Source organism: Palleronia salina, from assembly GCF_900141995.1.
Lineage (GTDB): Bacteria > Pseudomonadota > Alphaproteobacteria > Rhodobacterales > Rhodobacteraceae > Palleronia > Palleronia salina.
Genome location: NZ_FQZA01000019.1, coordinates 1 through 16,901, shown reverse-complemented (window position 1 = coordinate 16,901; position 16,901 = coordinate 1). Strand labels below are relative to the sequence as shown.

Below are 16,901 nucleotides of genomic sequence, written 5' to 3'. Positions count from 1 at the left end.
GATTATTGACCATGATGGTCGATTGATCCGACTGCGAGCTCTCGTCGCCGCGCCTCCAGGCACGCTCGCCACGGCCCCGCCTCAGGATTGCGCCAGGACGAAGTCGTGCTCGACCTCGAGGAATGGCGTGGCGAAGCCCGCATCCGCCATCCGCTCGGGGTCGTCCACGGGGGCGAAGGTGGCCATCAGGCTTTCCTTCACGCCGAAGACCGCGTCGGAATGGATGTAGGGGTCGTCGGGGTCGAAGATGTGGGTGACCAGCGTCTCGAACCCGTCGGCCTCGATGATGTAATGCAGATGCGCGGGCCGGAACGGGTGGCGCCCCAGCGCGCCCAGCATCTTGCCCACCGGACCGTCGTCGGGGATGGGGTAGAACTTGGGCTTCACCCCCTTGAACCAGTACTCGCCCCGTTCGTTCGAGCGGAACACGCCGCGCAGGTTGAAATCGGGCTGAAGGCCCTTCTGCTGCACGTCGTAGAACCCTTCGTCATTGGCCTGCCAGACGTCGATCTTCGCCCCCGCGACGGGGTTGCCGTCGGTGTCGAGGATGCGGCCGCGCACCAGCATCGGCTCGCCCTTCTGGTCGAGGCAGATGTCGTCGCCCAGCGCGCGCTCGGGGGCGTCGGCCACGTGGAACGGGCCCAGCACGGTGGACTCGGACGCGCCCGACGGTTTGCGGTTGTTGATGGCGTCCACCAGCATCGACACGCCCAGCACATCCGACAGCAGGATGAACTCCTGCCGCCAGTCGTTGCACATCTGCCCGGTGTCGGTGAGGAACAGGATCGCCTTCATCCATTCCTCCTGGGTGGGCTCGATCTCTTTCACGGCGGCGTGGAGGTGGCGCACGATCACCTCCATCACCTCTTTCAGGCGGGCGTCCTCGGCCCCCGCATTGCGCGAGATGACGACATCGGCCGAGCTTTCCTCGGTGAAATAGCCCTGTTCGACGGGATCGGTCATGGGGTGGTCCTCACTCGGCGGCGTGGCGGGCGGTGCCGGCGCCCGCGGGTTGCAGGATGGCGTCCAGCACCCGGCGCAGTTCGGCCGCCGGGTCGTCGGACATCTCGGCCGCGCGGAAACACACGTGCTGGTCGGGCCGGGTCATCACCGCGCCCGCATCCGTGGTTTCGCGCAGGCGGGACCAGTCGCCCAAGTGGTCCTCGATGGCGCGGCGCGGGCCGATGACGTGCACGTCGATCTCGACACCGGTATCGGCTGCGACCGTTTTCGCCGCGTCGGCCCAGGCCTCGCCGCCGATCCCGGTCAGGATGGTCCAGCGCCCCTTGCCGCACAGGTCCAGGGTCGAGACCCGGGTGCCGTCGTCGCGGTAGAGCCAGCAATGGGGCAGCCGTGCCCCCGGCCACGTGGTGGGCTGGTAGTGCAGTTCCGGGTCGCGGTCGAAACCCGGGTCGGGCTGGCCGTCCTTCACCACCGCGCCGCTGTCGTAGCGCTGGTTCATCTCGACGCCGTGGCAGTCGAACTCGTATTTCTTGAACTCGATCGCCTTGCGCAGCGCCTCCCGCTGGGCCTCGGCCGCCGGGCTGTCCTCGCCGCGCTTGTCCATGTTGGCCTGCATGACCTCGGGGTCGGTACTGTCGGTCATGCCCAGCGCCTCGAAGATCGGGCCGAATTCGCCGATGGACTGGTTGGCGCGGGTGACGATCTGTTTGGCGATGGGCGCACGTTCCACGGAATAGCTGTCCAGAAGGCCCGGGCCCGCCGGGCCCTTCAGCACGTGCGCCAGCTTCCAGGCCAGGTTGTAGGCGTCCTGGATCGACGTGTTCGAGCCCAGCCCGTTCGACGGCGGGTGGCGGTGCGCCGCGTCGCCCATGATGAAGACGCGGTCGGTCTGCATGTGGGTGGCGTACATGTTGTTCACGGTCCAGGTATTGGCCGAGAGAAGCTCGATCTCGAGCTTCGGGTCGCCCACCAGCTGGCGCGCCACCTCGGTCGCCATCGCCTCGTCCACGACCGGCGCGGGCTCGTTGATGTCGTAGCCCCAGACGATCAGCCATTCGTTCCAGGGCCGCACCATGCGCACCAGCCCCATGCCGATGCCGCCCACGTTGGCGCCGGGCTGCATCACCCAGTACAGGACCGACGGGCGGTGCGCGACGAAGCGCGACAGGTCGGCGCGGAACAGGATGTTCATGGACCCGCCCACGCCCATTTGCCCCTCGAACGGCAGGCCGCAGGTCTCGGCCACGGCGGAATTGCCGCCATCCGCACCCACGAGGTATTTCGAGCGGATCTCGAACTCGCGCCCCGTCAGGCGGTCGCGGCAGATGGTGGTGACCCCCTCCCCGTCCTCGACGTGGCGAAGATATTCCGTCGACATGCGCGCCTGTGTCCCGCGCGAACAGGCGGTCTTGAACAGAAGCGGCTCCATGAAGGTCTGCGGCAGGTCGTTCATGTGGCACGGCGAGGATCGCAGGTGCTCGGCCCGGCTTTCGGGCGCGTTGCCCCAGGACAGCATGCGCCCCAGCTCTTCCCCCGCGAGGCTTTCGCAAAACACGTTGTTGCCCATCAGGTCGCCCTCGGTGGCGTGCATGTAGGCCTCGTCCTCGACCTCGCGGCCGAGATCGCGCAGCACCTCCATCGTGCGCTGGTTGGTGATGTGGGCGCGCGGCGTGTTGGCCAGCCAGCGGTAGCGGTTGATCGCCACGTTCTCGACCCCGTAGCTCGACAGCAGCGCCGCCGTGGCGCTGCCCGCCGGGCCGGTGCCCACGATCAGGACGTCGGTTTCGATTTCAGCCATGTGCATGTCTCCCCTCGGGCCGCGCGCCCACGCGCGGTGTTACGTCTCGATCCAGCCGTAGCGGTCGGTGTCCTGCCCGGCGTAATCGGGATCGAGATAGATAAAGAGCCGGGCGATCTTGCCGTCCCGGACCGTGAAGCAGTCGCAGAACCGGCCCGCGCCCCAGTCGGGGTCGCCGGCGGTCCAGGTTCCGTCGCGGTGCGACCCTTCGGACGTGCCCTCGACCGCGAAGCTGTCGGTGCCGGTCATGTACCAGGTGAAGCCGTCGTAATGGTGGGTGATGCCCTTCAGCGTTCCCCCCACGTCGGAAAACATCTGCACGACCTGGTCCTTGCCGCGCGCGACGCCCCACTTGGGAAAGTAGACCTCGGCGTCGTCGGTGAAGTGGTCGAAAAGGCCGAGGCCCGTGGTGGGCGACGTGCCGCCCGCGTCCAGTGCCTTGAGATAGCTTTCGGCGATCGCCTTGCGCGCCGCCTCGGCGTCGTCCTGCGCGCCCGCCTGCCCCGCCAGAGCCGCGCCGCCGGCCAAGGCCGCGCCGCCCGCCAGGACCGTGCGGCGATCCGTCATCCCGTTCTTGTCCGTCATCTCCAAATCCTCCCAGTTTGGTGTCGTCAGATCCGTATCACTCGCGCCGCTCCAGCCGTCGCCGGATGGGGAACAGCTGGATTCCCGTGCGCCCCGAGACGAGCCCCCAGAGCCCGCCGGGCGCGAACAGCATCACCGCGATCCCCAGGCCGCCCAGCACCATCAAATACCAGGCCCCGAAATCGGCCAGCAGCGTCTGCAGCGCGAAGAAGACCAGCACGCCGATGATCGGCCCCTCGATCGTGCCGATGCCGCCGATGACCACGATGAAGATCACGAAGGCCGTCCAGTCGATGACCGAGAAGGCGCTGTCGGGGCTGATGCGCCCGTTCTGCAGGAAGATCAGGCCCCCCGCGATGCCGGTACCGAAGGCCGCCACGAGGAAGACCACCCATTTCATCCGGGCGCTGTCCACGCCCACCGAGCGGGCCGCGTCCACGTTGTCGCGCAGCGCGGCCAGGGCCAGCCCGCGCTTGGTGCGCAGGAACCAGTAGATGCCCCCGATGGTCGCCACGGCCAGCGCCAGCGCCAGCCAGTAGGCCAGGATGTCGCGCGCCGCCGAGGAGCGCGTGTCGAAGGCCGCCTCGATCCACTCGACACCCCACATGGCGTCGCGGGCATCGCGCGGCAGGGACGTGCCCGTGCCGCCGCCCACGGCCTTCCACTGCGCCACGCTCAGGCGCACGACCTCGGCAACCACCCAGGTGCCGATGGCGAAATAGGCGCCTTGCAGGCGGAAGGCGAAGAACGCCGTGGGGATCGCCAGAATCAGCGCGAAAACCCCCGACAGAAGAAGCCCCGCGACCGGGTTCACGCCCCACAGGATCGCGCCGCCGAACAGCATGTACGCGCCGAAGCCCACGAAGGCCTGCTGGCCCACGCTGACCAGCCCGCCATAGCCCGCCAGCAGGTTCCAGAACTGCGCCAGCGTCAGCATTGTCAGGATGAAGAACATGTCCTGGATCAGCGACCGCGACGCGAATGCGGGCAGCGCGATGGCCACGACCAGCAGCACCAGCGCGACGACCGCGGCGATCTGCGACGCCGCCGTGCGGGTCGAAACGGTATAGGTCTGGCCCGCCATCAGTCGAACGCCCTTGGGAACAGCCCGCGCGGCCGGATCAGCAGCACCACCAGGAACGCCACATGACCCGCGAGGATCTGCCATTCGGGATTGATCTGCGCGCCCACGGTCTGCGCCACGCCGATGATGATACCGCCCGCCAGCGTCCCCCACAGCGACCCGAGCCCGCCGATGATGACCGCCTCGAAGGCGTAGATCAGGCGCGCGGGGCCGGTGGTGGGATCGAAATTCGCCCGCGTGCCCAGGTAGAGCGCGGCGATGGTCACCACGATCATGGCGATGCCGGTGGCCTTGGCGAAGACCGACGCGGGCTTCACCCCCATCAGGCTGGCCGTCACCGGGTCGTCCGACGTGGCGCGGAACGCCCGGCCCAGCGACGTGCGGTAGAACACCCATTGCAGCGCCAGCGTCACCGCGATGGCCGACAGGAAGGTCAGCAGCGGCATCACCCCCAGCGAGATGGGCCCGATGGGCAGCGACGCGGTTTCCAGCCAGCCCGCCGGGATCCGGCGGCTATCGGCGGAAAAGCCCTCGAGCAGGGCGTTCTGCAACACCACCGACAGCCCGAACGTCACCAGGAGCGGCGGCAGGATATCGGTGCCCAGCACCCGGTTCAGCACGACCCGCTGCAAGGCCCAGCCCAGCGCGAACATGATCGGCAGCGCGACGATGGCGGCCATGAAGGGCCCGAGGCCCAGCAGCGTGACCAGCAGCAGGATCAGGTAGGCGGCGAACACGATCAGGTCGCCATGGGCCAGGTTCACCAGCCGCATGATGCCGAAGACCAGGCTCAGCCCCAGCGCGAAAAGCGCGTAGAGCCCGCCGAGAAGAACGCCCTGAAGAACCGTGTCGACCCAGATCATGCCGCCGCCCCGAAATAGGCGTCGTGGATGGCCTCGCGGCTCAGCTCGCCGGGTTTTCCGGACAGGGTGACGCGGCCCTCCATCATGCAATGCACCCGGTCGGCGACCTTCATCGCCTGCCCGATATCCTGTTCCACCACCACGATGCTGGCGCCGGTCTCGCGGATCTGCGGGAAGGCGGCGTAGATGTCCTTGATGACCACGGGGGCGAGCCCCAGGCTGATCTCGTCACACAGAAGCACGCGCGGGTTCGACATGAGCGCCCGGCCGATGGACACCATCTGCTGTTGCCCGCCCGACAGCGCCGTGCCGGGCTGGTGGCGCCGCTCCTTCAGGATCGGGAACAGGCCGTAGACGGTCTCGAGGCTCCAGGGCCCGGCGACCTTGCGGCGGTGGCAGCCCATGAGCAGGTTCTCCTCCACCGACAGCGACGGGAACAGCTTTCGGCCCTCGGGCACCATGGCGATGCCCGCCGCCATGATGTCGTCGGGCGCCATGGCGCCGATCGCGCGCCCGTCGAAACGGACCATGTCGGGCGACTGCGCCAGCACGCCGGCGATGGACCGCATGAGCGTCGTCTTGCCCGCGCCGTTGGCGCCGATCACGGCCATGGTCTCGCCCTCGGCCAGGTCGAGATCGACGCCGAACAGCGCCTGGAAATCTCCGTAATGGGCGGTGAGGCCGCGTGTCTCGAGCAGCGCCATCAGACCTCGATCCCCAGGTAGATCTCGCGCACCTCCTGGCTGGCCATGATGGTGTCCGGCTCACCGATGCCGATCACCTTGCCGAAATCCAGCACCAGCAGCCGCTCGACCACGCTGTTGAGCGCGTGCAGCACGTGTTCGATCCAGATGATCGTCACCCCCTCGGCGTGGATCGCGCGGATGGTGTCGACCAGCGCAACGCATTCGCCCTCGGTCAGCCCGCCCGCGATCTCGTCCAGCAGCAACAGCTTCGGCCGGGTCGCCATGGCGCGCGCCAGTTCAAGCCGCTTGCGTTGCAGCAGGGTCAGACCGCCCGCGGGCCGGTTGGCGACCTTGATCAGCTCGGTCCGGTCGAGCACCGCGGCGCAATCCGCCTCGACCGCGCGCTCGGGCAGGCCCCGGCCATGGGTGGCCGAGACCAGCAGGTTCTCGAACACCGTCAGCCGGTCGAAGGGCTGCGGGATCTGGAAGGACCGGCCGATCCCCGACAGGCAGCGCTGCATCGGCGGCACGCGCGTCACGTCGCGCCCGTCGTAGTCGATGCGTCCCGCGTCCGCCGACAGGTTGCCCGTGATCAGGTTGAACAGCGTGGATTTGCCCGCGCCGTTGGGCCCGATAATACCCAGCGCCTGCCCCTGCGGCACGTCGAAGGTCACGTCATCGGTCACCGTGAGGGCGCCGAAGCTTTTCGTGACGTTGCGAAGCGACAGGATCGGGCTCATGGAGTCTCGCTGGGTTAAAAACCGGGTCTGCCGCCCGCCCGGGGTGCCGGGCGGGCGCAAGGGATCACGACAGGGGCTGCATTTCGCCCTGCGTCGGGATGTCGGGCGCGGTGGTGTTGTCGACGGTCACCAGCTCGAAGCTGCCGTCGTCGTTGCGCCGCCACTGTCCGCCGACCAGCGGCGTCTTGCACACGTTCTCGGCGGCGAAATCGGGCACACCGGCGCCGTTCCATTCCACCCGGCCGACGATGGTATCGAGCTGGGTGGACGCGATCGCGTCGCGCAGCTGGTCCAGGTCGGTGGGATCCTCGGCGCGCGTGATGACGTCGGCCGCGGTTTCGAACAGCGAATGGATGAAGCCGATGGGCTGGGTCCACGGCCGGCCCGTCGCCTCGGTGAAGGCGTTGGCCAGCTCCATGCAGCCCTGCCCGGTGAGCGAGGACGTGAACGGGTGGTTCGCGGACCACCAGACCTCGGAGCTGAGGTTGTGCCCCGCCTCGCCCAGCGTCTCGACCGATTGCGGGAACAGGATGGCCTTGGCCACGGTGATGGCCATGGGGTTGAAGCCCTGCTGGCTGGCCTGGTTGCGGAAGGTCGTGAAATCGGGCGGGATCACCACGCCCGTCACGATATCGGCGTTGGCCTGCTTGAACGCGTTGATCTGCGCGGTGAAATCGTCGGTCAGGTTCTGGTAGCGGCCGGGATCGACGGTCTCGTATCCCGCCTGCGCGAAGCCCGGCGCCACGCCCACGTTCGGATCGCCCCAGGCGTTGCCGTCGGCGTCGTTGGGAAACAGCCCGCCGACCACCTTGTTGGTGTCGAGCTGGTCCCACATGTTGGTGAAGACGGCGATCACGTCCTCCAGCCCCCAGAAATAGTGGAAGGCATATTCGAACGGCCGCCAGCCCGACGGATCCCCGGGGTTGCCCTGCTGGCCGATGAACCACGGCTGCCACGGCGCCATGGTGGAAATCGTCGGGATGCCCTCGCTCTCGGCCACGGTCGAGACGGGGTTCGTGGTCTCGGGGGTCGAAGCCACCAGCATCAGGTGGATCTCGTCGTCGATGATCGCTTCCTGCGCCACGTCGGCGGCGCGGTTGGGGTTCGACTGGCTGTCCTTCACAATCACCTCGACATTCAGCCCCTGGTCGGCGGCGATGCGGTTGAACGCGTCGATGGTGAAGGCGTCGGCCTCGGCGAAGCCCGCGAGCGGGCCGGTCTGCGGGCTGACATAGCCGATGCGGATGGGCGCACCCTGCGCGATGGCAGGCGCGGCCAGCCCGCCGGCACTGGTGACAAGGCCGGTGGCGGCCGCGGATTTCAGCAGGCGTCTTCTGGTCAGCATTTTGGTCTCTCCTCCCTCGGTGTGTTTGTCACGCTGCAGGCCGCCTACCCTCCCATGCGGCCTGCAGCAGTCCCCGGATATCCTCCCGATCGAAGGGCCGGGGGTTTTCGTACTTGTTCTTCAGCGCGATCTCGGAGGCGCGGTCCAGGTCGGCCTCGGTCAGGCCCAGGTCGGCCAGCCGCAGCGGCGCACCCGCGTCCCTAGCAAGGTCCCACAGCCCGCCGCCGACCGAGCCGCCCAGCAGGTCGGCCACCGGGTCCAGCGCGTCCGTCCCGCCGGCGTTGAAGCCCGCCGTGTGGGGCAGCAGGATGGCGTGGGTGTCGGCATGGGGCATGTCGAACGAACCGCCGACCACGTGCGCCAGCTTGTGGTGCAGCGACATGGCGACATATCCCAGCGCGGTCGAACACAGCCATGCACCGTAAAGCAGCTGCCCCCGGATCTCGGGATCCTTCGGCGCGGTGCGCAGCCCGGGCAGCGCGTCGCGAATGGCGCGCAGGGCTTCCAGCGACATGAGGCTGGTGACCGGGTTCGCGTCGGGTGCGTAGAGCGCCTCGATCGCGTGGGCCGAGGCGTTCAGCGCGGATTTCACCGACAGCTCCACCGGCAGGCCCAGCGTCAGGTCCACGTCGTAGATCACCGTCTCCGGGCGGATCGAGGCGTCGCGGCGGGTGGTCTTCTCGCCGCCCTCGGTCTCGCCCAGGATGTCGGTCATCTCGGACCCGGCATAGGTGGTGGGGATCGCCACGTGATCGCAGCCCTTGCGGGTGGCGATGGCCTTGCCCAGCCCGATCGTCGACCCGCCGCCCAGCGACACCACGCAGTCGGCGCCCGCCGCGTCGAATGCCGCAATCGCGCGGGCCGTGACCTCGACGGGCGTGTGCATGGCGGCCTCGGTGAAGGTGCCGGCGGCCATGTCACCCAGCCGGTCGGCCAGCGCGGCGCCGTCTTCGGCCTGGGGCGGCGTGGTCAGAACCAGCGCCCGCTTGCCCCCCAGGCGCGCGACCTCGTCGCCGGTCTGCGCAAGCGTCCCGCGGCCGAAGACCACGCGCGTCAGGATGCCGGGAAAGACGAACGGGGTCATGGGCTATCTCCGAACGGAGCGGTGCCGTCCGCGATGGCAGCGCAGAGCGCGTCCAGCGCGGCGATCTCGGGGGCCGCGATCTCGTGGGCGCGGCCGGGCAGCACGTCGCTGCGCACCCGCGCGCCGGCGGTGATGAAATCGGCGACCGCCTTCTGGAAGGCCCAGGTCGGGATCCACGGATCGGCGTCGCCATTGGTGCAGTAGACGGGCAGTCCCGACAGCTCGGCGCGGGGCAGATCGTCGGTCGCCGCACCGACGCGGCAACCGGTCAGCATGGCGGCCGCGTCCGCCTGCCCGCCGCGCATCAGGTGCTCGATCACGAGACAGGCACCCTGTGAAAATCCGATCAGGATCAGCGGCTTGCCCGAGCAGGCCGCGCGCGCTGCCGCCTCGGCCCCGGCCACCAGGTCCAGCGCGGCGATAAGCTGGGTCTCGGTGTCGGCGCTCAGCGCCTCGACCGCCTTGGCGTCGTACCAGCCCTCGCCGGGCGCGGCGGGCAACACGCAGTGCAGGTCGGGTGTGCTCAGCCGCGACACCACGGCCTCCAGCATGTAGCCGGGCGTCTGCCCGCGCCCGTGCAGCACCACCGCGACGGCGCGGGCCGTCGCGGGGTCTGCCCCGGATGTGACCAGCTCGGCCAAGCCTCAGGCGTCCTGGAAGCTGGCGGGCTCGAGTCCCTCGATCAGTTCGGACTTGCGGTCCTCGAACCAGGGCGGGAACACCAGCGTCTGGCCGATGGCGTCGGCGGGCTCGTCGCGCGCCCAGCCCTCGGGCACGGTCCAGGCCAGTTCGAACAGCGCGCCGCCGGGGCTGCGCACGTAGCACGACTTGAAATACATCCGGTCCTTCTGTTCCGAGATGTCGGTGAACCCCAGACCCTCGATATGGGCGCGCAGGTTCATCTGGTTCTCTTCGTCGCCGGTGTTCAGCGCGAAGTGGTGGATGGTGCCGCCCGACAGGGTCCAGGTGCCCTGGGCCTCGTCGCGGATCTCCATCACCTCGACGACGCTGGTGGGGCCGTTCGCGTTCGGCACCTCGTAGGCCATGCCGTTCTCGTCGTCGGCCATCTTCTTCATGGGCAGCGCGATGGTCAGGAAGTCGTCCATGGCGGTCTTGTCCATGACCGCGACCACGCCGCCGTAAATGCCCTTGATGCCGTGTTCGGCCGTGACGCCTGCCTCTTCGCTGACGATCGACGGGCGCATGTCGCCGGGGTTCTCGACCAGCTGCATCTCGATCCCGCAGGGATGCCGGAAATCCACCCGGTCGATGCCGAAGCGATTGCTCGTCTTCGCTTCGATGCCGTGCTCGCCCAACCGGTTCACCCAGTAGTCCGAGGCGCCGACCGGGATCGCCTGCTGCACGATCTTCGACTGGTTGGTGCCGCGGCGGCCGTAGACGCCGGGCTTGCGGAACGGGAAGGTGGTGATGATCGTCGACTCGTCACCGTTCTTGGACCCGTAATACAGGTGGTAGACGGGGATGGTCCCGTCGAACAGCACCGTCCGCTTGACCGAGTGCAGGCCGAGCGTCTTGGTGAAAAAGTCGAAATCCTCCTGCGCACCGTCGGTGCTCATGGTCAGATGGTGGTAGCCCCTGATGCTGCTCACGTGCGCGTCCTCCCTGACGTCCGTATGACCTTGGCGGGCCGGCAGTTGAAAGTTGCGCAACAGCCCACCTGTGGGAAAGAAAGATACGCCGGGTTCGACGCCGCGCTATGCAAATTGCTCAAAACGACATAACAATCCGTTATGAAGTTCGAGGAAAAGCACCTGGTCCACCTGGCCGCCGTCATCGAATACGGCGGCGTCACCGCCGCGGCCGAGGAACTGGGCCTGTCGCAGCCGGCCGTCTCGCGCACCCTTTCGGCGCTCGAGAAGCGGGTGGGCGAACCCTTGTTCCAGCCGGGCCGCCGCCCCCTGGCCCCGACGCTCATCGGCAGCGAGCTGGCCCGCCACGGCCGGGTGATCCTGCAAGCATCGCGCGAGGCGACCGAGGCGATGAGCAGCTTCCGCGCCGGGTCGGCGGGCACGGTCCGGATCGCGGGCGTGCCCTTCTTCATGGACGCCTTCATCAGCGGGATGATCGGCGGCTTCCAGCGGATCGCGCCGGATATCCTGGTCGAGCAGGGCTATGGCAACCTGAAGGACCTGGAAACCAGCATCGCGGCCAAGCGGCTGGACCTCGCGATCTGTCCGCTGGGCGCGATGAAGTCGAAGCCCGAGTTCCGCTTCACTCCCATCCTGAAGGCGCGCAACGTGGTCGCCTGCCGGGTGGGTCACCCCCTGCTCCGGCGCAAGACGCTCAACCGGACCGACGTGGCGGACTATCCGTGGATCGCCCCCCTGCCCGGCTCGCCGCTGCTGGCCGACCTGCACACGATCCTGCTGAACCTCGACCTGCCCGAGGTCTGTATCCGCTATTCCGGCGGGTCGCTGCTGTCGGTGCTGAACTACCTCGAAGAAACCGACGCGCTGACGATCCTGCCCCACTCGGTCTGTTTCGCGCACCGCAAGGACCGGCAGGTGACCGTGCTGCCGCTCGATATCCCGCAACCGCCGCGATCCCTGGGCATCCTGCGCGCGCGCGAGGCCCGGCTGCCCGCGGCCGAGCAACTGGCCAACCACATCCTGAAGGAGTTCGACGCCCTGCGCGCCGCGATCGAACGCCACCAGACCTCGATCGTCTGGGGGCCGTAGAGCGGGCCGTCAGTCCCGCGGTGCGAGCTCGGCCAGCTGGCGCACCAATGCGTCCAGGTCGATCGGCTTGGGAAGGATGGGACATTCCGACAACTCGTCGGGGATCACCCCGGGCGCGTAGCCCGTCAGGAACAGGATCGCCACGCCATCGTCGCGCAGCTGTCGCGCCAGGTCGATGGACCGCTTGCCGCCCAGGTTGACGTCGAGGATCGCGGCGGCCGGACGCTCGACCTCCAGCAACTCGCCGGCGCGCTCCAGCGTGCCCGCCGGACCGAGCACGCGCCAGCCGGCGTCCTTGATCTCGGCGGCGATATCCATGGCGACCACCGCCTCGTCCTCGAGCACCAGAACCAGCTGCGTCATCGTTCGTCTCCCGAACGCAGCGTGCATTCGATCGTCGCAACGATGCCATCGGCGCCGTAGTCGATTTGTGTTGATCCGCCGATGCTGTACGACAGGGTTTCCTTCATGAGGACCGACCCGAACCCGGACCGCTCGGGCTCGGTCACGGGCGGGCCACCGGTTTCGCGCCAGACGATCCGCACCGCCGGCAGGTCGTCGCGCGTCGTCGGCTCCCACGTGATCTCGATCCGGCCGGCCCCGGTCGACAGCGCGCCGTATTTCGAGGCATTCGTGGCCAGCTCGTGCAGCACCAGGCCAAGGGCGTGTGCGACGCTGGGCCCCAGCAGGATGCGCGGGCCCCGGGTCTCAACCTTGTCGTCGGCGCGCGACGCGTAGGGTTCGATCTGGGTCGCCACCATGTCGGCGACCGTCACCTCGGTTGTTTCCCCGTTGATCAGAAGGTCATGCGCCCGCGAGATCGCGCGAACGCGGCCCAGGAAGCTTTTCTTGAACGTCGCCATGTCGGGCGCGTGGCGGATGGTCTGCGACGCGATGGACTGGATCGTGGCGAGCGAGTTCTTGACGCGGTGGTTCAGCTCGTTCGTCAGCAGATCGCGCCGCGCTTCCTTCTCGACCTCCTCGGTCACGTCGTAGTTGATGCCGATCATGCTGACCGGCTTGCCCGAGCGATCGTAGATGACCCGCCCCTTGGCCATCAGCACACGCTCTTCCCCGTCTCCGCGGCGGATCTGGAACTGCGTGTCGAACAGCTCGCCGCTTTCGACGGCGGCCTCGAGCTCGCCCATGACCCGGTCGCGATCGTCGTCCAGGATGAACTCCGAGAACATCGTCAGCGACGGCTGCGCATCGCGTGGCGCCCCGAGAATGTCGAACATGTTGGGGGTCCACTCCGAGACATCCCCTTCCATGTGCCACTCCCAGGCGCCGATGCCCGTGACCTCGTAGGTCAGCTCGAGCCGGGCGGCGTATTCCTGCATCCGCTGTTCGGCCTCGTGCCGCTCGGTCACATCCCGGACGGTACCCACCAGGCGGTCGGGCGCGCCATTCTGGCGCCGCACGCTGCCATCGGCGCGCACCCATTTCGGTGGGCCATCCGCTTGCAGGACCCTGTACTCGGCCACGTATTTACCGTCCCCGTCCGGATCGAACGCTGCATCCACGGCCTTCTGCGTGGTCCCCCGATCCTCGGGGTGAATCCGGTCGAGGAACAGCTCGTAGTCGATCTCGCGGTCCTCGGCGACGTTCCAGATTTCGCGCATCCGGTCGTCCCAGATCAGCGTGCCGGTTTCGGGGTAGTACACGTGCACGCCCAGTTCACCGGCCTCCAGCGCGGCCGCCAACCTTTCGCGGCTTTCGCGCAGTTCGAGCTCGGCCCGCTTGCGCCGCGTGACGTCGAAGAAGGTGATGATGCAGCCGTCCAGCCGGTCGTCGATACTGCGGTAGGGCCGGACCCGGACCTGGTAGTATTCGTCGGTCGCGGAATTGGTGATTTCACGGTCGACCACCTGGAGCGTCTCTTCGACCTGGCGCACATCGTCGGCAAGCTCGGGATAGTCGATGCGCCACTTGAGGTCGGTGACCTTCCGTCCGACATCCCGGTCGTCGATATGGAGCAGGTCACGGGCGCTGCGGGTGAAGCGCCGCACGATCAGGCCCTGGGCCAGGATCAGCTTGGGGATATCGGTGCTGTCGAGGACGTTCTTCAGGTCGGAATTGGCCTCGTTCAGCTGCGCGTTGTTCTCCAACAGTTCGGCGTTGATCGTCTCGAGCTCTTCGTTGATGGACTGCAATTCCTCGCGCGAGGTTTCGAGCTCTTCGTTCGAGCTCTGCAATTCCTCGTTCATCGACAGGAGTTCTTCGTTGGCGCTGCGCAGCTCCTGCTCGGACGCGGCGTGTCCGGCCTCGGCGCTGTGCAGGCGCCGGCGCAGCGATGACAGTTCCTCTTCGGCGGCCCGCATCGGGTCGGCCCGGCTTTGCGTCTGTGCGGGTTGCGCCTCGCTGACGCGCTCGACCTGCTGAAGCACGATCATCGCGTCGCCATCCGAGAACGGCAGGCGGTCGACGGTGACTCGCAGCCATTGCGACCGCTCGTCCACCGTGATCACCGCGATCTCGGTCTTCGGTCCGCCCTCGTCGCGCACCTGCGCCACCAAGGGTCGCACCACGGACCGCAGCTCCGGCAGCAAAAGATCCTCGACCCTCGCCGACAGCGCTCCTTTCGCCGGACGCACGTAAGGGCCCAGCGTTCCCGAAAGATAGCTCACCTCATCCGAGGCATTGACGACGAAAAAGGGCGGCGCGTGCCGCTCGAGAAACATCTGGTCGATCCTGGATTCATAATCCAGGCTCTTGGGCGGATGGCCGAAGGAGATCGGTTCGGTCGTGTCGATATGGCGTTGGGGCATCACCGATTGCGGCGGACGCCGGCCGGTCAAAGCCGAAAAGCCCACCGATGCCGAGTCGTTGCGCCGGTAGATCCTGTGTTCGCGCGAAACGGCCGAGAAATAGGTGCCCCGGCCATCGGCGGATTCCGAGGGCCCGAGGAACAGGAAACCGGAATTCCGCAGCGCGTAGTGGAACCGTGGCATTACCGAATTCTGACCGTCCGCATTGAGATAGATCAGCAGGTTCCGGCACGAAATGAGATCGATGCGCGAGAATGGCGGATCGCGCAGCAGGTTGTGCGGCGCGAAGGCAACCCGTTCGCGCAGCCGATGACCGACCTGGTGGTAGCCCTCCTGCGCGGTGAAATACCGCTCGATCAATGCGTCGGGCATCCCCTCGAGCGCGGCGTCCGAATACATCGCCGCCCGGGCATGGCGCAGGCTGTTGAGGTCGATATCGGTGCCGAAGATCTGCAATTCACGGCGGTCGTCGGCCTTGCGCAACGCTTCGGAAAACAGGATGCCGATGGTGTAGGCTTCCTCTCCGGTGGAACAGCCCGGCACCCAGACGCGGAACTTGTCCTGGTCACGATCCAGCAAAGGCGCGATGACCTGCCCTGTCAGGGCATTGAAGGCCTTCGGATCACGGAAGAAGCGCGTCACGCCGATCAGGAAATCCTGAAGCAGGCGGGTCCGCTCGTCCGGGTCGGCCCGGAGATTCTCCACGTAATCATCGATGTCGTGCTTCATCCGCAGCATCATGCGCCGCTCGATCCGTCGCACCAGCGTGCCCGGCTTGTAGCTCGAGAAATCCTGGCCGTCCTCGGCCGCCAGCAGCTCAAGGATCTGGTCCAGCCGCGCCTCGATCGTCGTGAACACGGCGTCGCCGCGGTGTCCGTTGCGGACTTCGTCGCGGTGATTGAGCAGCGAAATCAGGTTGGCCGGCACGTCGCCGGCCGGCAGGCGCGCATCGACGACCCCCGTGGCCGCCGCGCTGTCCGGCATCCCGGGGAACCGGGCCGATGCCGCCTCCTGAACGATGGCGACGCCGCCGCCGGCCTTGATCGCCTTGAGACCAAGGGTTCCGTCCGTGCCGGTCCCCGACAGGATGACACAGCACGCGTCCTCGCCATAGGCCTCGGACAGCGACGTCAGGAAGACATCTATCGGTGTCCGGATGCCCTTGCGGTCGTCGCGCGGCAGAAGGTGGAACCGTCCGTCGACGACTTCCAGCGCGGGCCCGGACGGGATGACGAAGATCTGGTCGGGCGAGATCTCCATGCCGTCTTCGATCTTCCGCACCGGCAGGGCGGTGTGCGACGAAAGCAATTCGTCCATGATCGACGGATGATCGGGCGACAGGTGCTGAACGACCACGAAGGCCAGCCCGCTGCCCTCGGGGATCGCGGCGACAAGCTCGTTCAAAGCTTCCAGCCCCCCGGCAGAGGCCCCGACGCCAACAACGCCCCTCAATGTATCGCTGCCCGCCACGTCGGCTCCCGGTTGTTCGATGAAGCCCGATCCTCGCACGGGGGTGGTGGGAACGAAACCCTCAAAGATCGCGGCCAAAGATCCAGACGCTATTGAAACGAATTCTCGCGGGCGAATGCACGTTGGTCGTTCCGGAAAGTCTTCCGATTGCGGTCAGGCCATGGCCGGGCGGAATAAACCCCCGCACTCCGGAGTTGTAAATGCGGCATGGGCCTGTGGATGTGATCGGAGCACCCGGAATAAGCCGCCGGCAATCTCGATCACCGCCCCGGCCGCCGGCCTCCGGCGGATTCCCGTTGCCTTTGTCGGCACTCGGGCAGACGTGCATTTCCTGACGGCCGGCGGCCAGCGGGGAAGGGGCCGACGTGATGGATCTCGCCGCGCTACTCCACAAAAATGACGTAGCGGCAGGTATAGGGGGCCTCTCCATCCCATCGGATTGCGCGGTGCCCGAGCCCTATGCGCGCCGGCGATTTCGGCGGCAGGGCTTAGGCTCAGGACCCATTGATCTGAGCGGAAGGGCGTGATTCACCGCCAGAAAACTGAGCGGTGACATGTCTGATCTCTTCTGGCTCAGCGATGCGCAGATGGCGCGTCTGGAGCCCTACTTCCCGAAGTCCCATGGCAAGCCCCGCGTCGATGATCGACGCGTCCTGAGCGGGATTATCTTCATCAATCGCAATGGCTTGCGCTGGCGAGATGCACCGAAGGAATATGGCCCGCACAAGACGCTCTACAACCGCTGGAAGCGTTGGAGCGACAAAGGCATCTTCGCGAAGATGATGGCGGGGCTGGCTGCCGAGCACGGCGAGAAGA

General features: G+C 67.4%; 15 protein-coding genes. 2 read left to right on the top strand and 13 right to left on the bottom strand.

The window, feature by feature from the left end:
* Positions 1-81: 81 nt before the first annotated feature.
* The 11 genes from BUB76_RS16625 to BUB76_RS16575 all read right to left on the bottom strand — a co-directional run bounded on the left by BUB76_RS16625 (position 82) and on the right by BUB76_RS16575 (position 10,758).
* A complete protein-coding gene (locus BUB76_RS16625; protein WP_073130406.1) occupies positions 82-963 on the bottom strand; it encodes an intradiol ring-cleavage dioxygenase in 882 nt (293 codons plus the stop codon).
* Between the two features lie 10 nt (positions 964-973).
* Positions 974-2,761 carry an FAD-dependent oxidoreductase gene (locus BUB76_RS16620; protein ID WP_073130437.1) on the bottom strand — a complete coding sequence of 596 codons (1,788 nt, stop codon included), beginning with the start codon at positions 2,759-2,761 and terminating at the stop codon, positions 974-976.
* Positions 2,762-2,800: 39 nt separating this feature from the next.
* Entirely contained in the window at positions 2,801-3,346 is a 546-nt protein-coding gene (locus tag BUB76_RS16615; RefSeq protein WP_214607550.1) for a nuclear transport factor 2 family protein, read from the bottom strand.
* 37 nt (positions 3,347-3,383) lie between these two features.
* Complete coding sequence (locus BUB76_RS16610) at positions 3,384-4,430, bottom strand: branched-chain amino acid ABC transporter permease (RefSeq protein WP_073130403.1); 1,047 nt, start codon at positions 4,428-4,430, stop codon at positions 3,384-3,386.
* Positions 4,430-5,293, bottom strand: coding sequence for a branched-chain amino acid ABC transporter permease (locus BUB76_RS16605; RefSeq protein WP_073130398.1), 864 nt, complete (start codon positions 5,291-5,293; stop codon positions 4,430-4,432). The genes BUB76_RS16610 and BUB76_RS16605 overlap by 1 nt, the downstream gene beginning before the upstream one ends.
* Positions 5,290-5,997, bottom strand: a complete 708-nt coding sequence (locus tag BUB76_RS16600) for an ABC transporter ATP-binding protein (RefSeq protein WP_073130394.1) — start codon at positions 5,995-5,997, stop codon at positions 5,290-5,292. Before BUB76_RS16600 ends, BUB76_RS16605 begins: the two co-directional genes overlap by 4 nt.
* Positions 5,997-6,719: an ABC transporter ATP-binding protein gene (locus tag BUB76_RS16595; RefSeq protein ID WP_073130391.1), complete on the bottom strand. Its 723-nt coding sequence runs from the start codon at positions 6,717-6,719 to the stop codon at positions 5,997-5,999. Before BUB76_RS16595 ends, BUB76_RS16600 begins: the two co-directional genes overlap by 1 nt.
* A gap of 64 nt (positions 6,720-6,783) precedes the next feature.
* Positions 6,784-8,064, bottom strand: coding sequence for an ABC transporter substrate-binding protein (locus BUB76_RS16590; RefSeq protein ID WP_073130388.1), 1,281 nt, complete (start codon positions 8,062-8,064; stop codon positions 6,784-6,786).
* Between the two features lie 28 nt (positions 8,065-8,092).
* Positions 8,093-9,148, bottom strand: a complete 1,056-nt coding sequence (locus BUB76_RS16585) for a maleylacetate reductase (RefSeq protein WP_073130385.1) — start codon at positions 9,146-9,148, stop codon at positions 8,093-8,095.
* Positions 9,145-9,789 (bottom strand): alpha/beta hydrolase, encoded by a 645-nt coding sequence (locus BUB76_RS16580; RefSeq protein WP_073130380.1) that lies wholly within the window; start codon positions 9,787-9,789, stop codon positions 9,145-9,147. The genes BUB76_RS16585 and BUB76_RS16580 overlap by 4 nt, the downstream gene beginning before the upstream one ends.
* A gap of 3 nt (positions 9,790-9,792) precedes the next feature.
* On the bottom strand, positions 9,793-10,758 hold the full coding sequence (locus tag BUB76_RS16575) for a VOC family protein (protein WP_073130377.1): 966 nt from the start codon (positions 10,756-10,758) through the stop codon (positions 9,793-9,795).
* 141 nt (positions 10,759-10,899) lie between these two features.
* On the opposite strand from BUB76_RS16575, the gene BUB76_RS16570 reads away from it, so the two are divergent.
* Positions 10,900-11,847, top strand: a complete 948-nt coding sequence (locus BUB76_RS16570) for a LysR family transcriptional regulator (protein WP_073130374.1) — start codon at positions 10,900-10,902, stop codon at positions 11,845-11,847.
* A 9-nt stretch (positions 11,848-11,856) separates the two neighbouring features.
* Here BUB76_RS16570 and BUB76_RS16565 read toward each other — a convergent pair whose 3' ends face one another.
* Together BUB76_RS16565 and BUB76_RS16560 are read right to left on the bottom strand one after the other, a co-directional pair.
* Positions 11,857-12,210, bottom strand: coding sequence for a response regulator (locus BUB76_RS16565; RefSeq protein WP_175550333.1), 354 nt, complete (start codon positions 12,208-12,210; stop codon positions 11,857-11,859).
* Positions 12,207-16,085, bottom strand: a complete 3,879-nt coding sequence (locus BUB76_RS16560) for a chemotaxis protein CheB (protein WP_073130366.1) — start codon at positions 16,083-16,085, stop codon at positions 12,207-12,209. Before BUB76_RS16560 ends, BUB76_RS16565 begins: the two co-directional genes overlap by 4 nt.
* Before the next feature lie 554 nt (positions 16,086-16,639).
* Between BUB76_RS16560 and BUB76_RS16555 the strand changes: the two genes are divergently transcribed.
* Positions 16,640-16,901, top strand: a 262-nt coding sequence (locus BUB76_RS16555; RefSeq protein ID WP_073130362.1) for an IS5/IS1182 family transposase, incomplete at its 3' end; no start/stop codon positions are given.

Excerpts from the sequence above, each read along its gene's own strand:
- BUB76_RS16570 (WP_073130374.1), top strand. The coding sequence starts at position 10,900 with ATGAAGTTCGAGGAAAAGCACCTGGTCCACCTGGCCGCCGTCATCGAA.
- BUB76_RS16565 (WP_175550333.1), bottom strand. The coding sequence starts at position 12,210 with ATGACGCAGCTGGTTCTGGTGCTCGAGGACGAGGCGGTGGTCGCCATG.
- BUB76_RS16590 (WP_073130388.1), bottom strand. The coding sequence starts at position 8,064 with ATGCTGACCAGAAGACGCCTGCTGAAATCCGCGGCCGCCACCGGCCTT.
- BUB76_RS16610 (WP_073130403.1), bottom strand. The coding sequence starts at position 4,430 with ATGGCGGGCCAGACCTATACCGTTTCGACCCGCACGGCGGCGTCGCAG.
- BUB76_RS16585 (WP_073130385.1), bottom strand. The coding sequence starts at position 9,148 with ATGACCCCGTTCGTCTTTCCCGGCATCCTGACGCGCGTGGTCTTCGGC.
- BUB76_RS16625 (WP_073130406.1), bottom strand. The coding sequence starts at position 963 with ATGACCGATCCCGTCGAACAGGGCTATTTCACCGAGGAAAGCTCGGCC.
- BUB76_RS16615 (WP_214607550.1), bottom strand. The coding sequence starts at position 3,346 with ATGACGGACAAGAACGGGATGACGGATCGCCGCACGGTCCTGGCGGGC.
- BUB76_RS16595 (WP_073130391.1), bottom strand. The coding sequence starts at position 6,719 with ATGAGCCCGATCCTGTCGCTTCGCAACGTCACGAAAAGCTTCGGCGCC.
- BUB76_RS16605 (WP_073130398.1), bottom strand. The coding sequence starts at position 5,293 with ATGATCTGGGTCGACACGGTTCTTCAGGGCGTTCTTCTCGGCGGGCTC.
- BUB76_RS16600 (WP_073130394.1), bottom strand. The coding sequence starts at position 5,997 with ATGGCGCTGCTCGAGACACGCGGCCTCACCGCCCATTACGGAGATTTC.
- BUB76_RS16620 (WP_073130437.1), bottom strand. The coding sequence starts at position 2,761 with ATGGCTGAAATCGAAACCGACGTCCTGATCGTGGGCACCGGCCCGGCG.